This is a genomic window from Streptomyces sp. NPDC057654 (assembly GCF_042800135.1).
Taxonomy (GTDB): Bacteria; Actinomycetota; Actinomycetes; order Streptomycetales; family Streptomycetaceae; genus Streptomyces.
This window is the reverse complement of record NZ_JBHVHQ010001279.1, coordinates 1-1,705: the sequence shown is the minus strand read 5'-3', so window position 1 is coordinate 1,705 and position 1,705 is coordinate 1. Positions and strand designations below refer to the sequence as shown.

Below are 1,705 nucleotides of genomic sequence, written 5' to 3'. Positions count from 1 at the left end.
GCGTCCGTCCTCGTCGCGGCGCTGGGCATGACGGCCGGGGTGTTCAGCGCGCTGCTCGCCGGCCGGTCCTGGCGGCCGGGCGCCTTGTCGGGGCCGGGCGCGTTCCTGTGGTGGGCCGGGGTCGCGGCGCTCACCGCGTCGCTCTTCGCCCTGCTGATGGCCGTGCTCCCGCGCTACCGCGCCAGCCAGTGGCAGCCCGGCCGACGGCTCAGCTACTTCGGCGACATCCAGCGCGCCGCGGCCCTCGGCCGGCTGGCCGCCGCGCTCGCCGACACCGAACGCGACCCGCTCGCGGGGCTGGTCGCCGCGCTCACCGAGAACAGCCGCATAGCCGCCCGCAAGCACCAGTGGATTCGGGCCGGGCTCGTCGCCTTCTGCGGCGGCACGCTGCTGCTGCCCGCCGCGCTGCTCGTCGGCTGACTCCGTACGTACGTACCGCTCTCGTCCGCGCCCCCGTACCGGGCCGGGCCGATCGAAGGAACTTCCCAATGACACCGCCGGAAGAACCGCAGTACCCAGGCGCACCACCGCCACCACCACCGCAGTACCCGCAGGGGCCCCCGCAGTACCCGCAGGCCCCGCCGGAGTACCCGCAGGCCCCGCCGCAGGCCCCTCCGCCCCAGTACCCCCAGCAGCCCGCCCCGCCACCGCCCGTACCGCCCCAGGCGCCCCCCGCCCACGACACACACCAGCCGCCGCCACAGCAACCGCCGCCTCCCCCGCCCCGGCCCCAACCCGAACCCGAGCCCCCGTCCCAGCCCCCGCCCCACCCCCACGAGATGCGCTTCCAGCAGCGCCGCGTCGTGCTCGCCGATCACCAGCGCGGCGCGGACGCCGCCGCCGTGAGCCGGCTGCTCCTGCACGTGCCGAACTTCGTGTGCAGCCTGCTGGTCGTCACCCTCCTCGCCCTCTTCCTCGGCGGCATCGGGCTGATCCTCGTGCTCCTCTGGCTGGTCAGCGGCGTGCTGGTGTTCCACCGCCCCACCGAGAGCGTGATCGCCCGGCACTTCCTGCGGCTGCGCTACCCCACCCCCGACGAGCGGGCGCGGCTGGAGCCCGTCTGGCACGAGGTCAGTACCCGCGCGGGCGTCGTGAGCCGCAACTACGAGCTGTGGATCGAGGACAGCGACCACCTCAACGCGGTCGCCGCCGCCGGCCATATCGTCGGGGTCACCCGCTTCGCCGTGCAGCGGCTGCCGAGCGGCCAGCTCGCGGCCGTACTCGCGCACGAGCTGGGCCACCACATCGGCGGCCACTCCTGGTCCTCGCTGCTCGGCTACTGGTACGCGCTGCCCGGCCGTGTCGCCTGGCGGCTGCTGCGCGGCGCGGCCTCGGCCGTCCGCCGGGCCTCCGGCTGCCTGGCCTGCGTCGGCGTCGGCATGCTGCTCATCGCCTTCGGCGGCCTCGCCATGGCCACCGTCCAGACTCTGTACGGGCTTCCGCTGCTGATCCTCGTCATGCCGTACGCGCTGGCCGCCGTCGGCCGCCAGGCGGAGCTGCGGGCCGACCAGCAGGCCGCCGCCCTCGGCTTCGCGCCGATGCTGGTCCAGGTGCTGGGCCAGATGCACCAGGAGGAGACAGCCGCCGAGCAGGCGATGCGGGCCGCACAGCCCACCGGCGCCGCGGGACCGCCCCGGCAGGAGTCGCTGTCCCGGCTGCTCGCCTCGCACCCGGACTACCACACCCGGCTGCGCCACCTGGAGCC

2 protein-coding genes are annotated in these 1,705 nt (G+C 75.5%); both read left to right on the top strand.

Annotated elements, in window-relative coordinates:
* On the top strand, positions 1 to 420 hold a 420-nt coding region (locus tag ACFU99_RS42840; RefSeq protein WP_384403982.1), incomplete at its 5' end, for a Pycsar system effector family protein.
* Between the two features lie 68 nt (positions 421 to 488).
* Positions 489 to 1,705 (top strand): M48 family metalloprotease (locus ACFU99_RS42835; protein WP_384403979.1); only part of this gene is annotated, 1,217 nt, incomplete at its 3' end.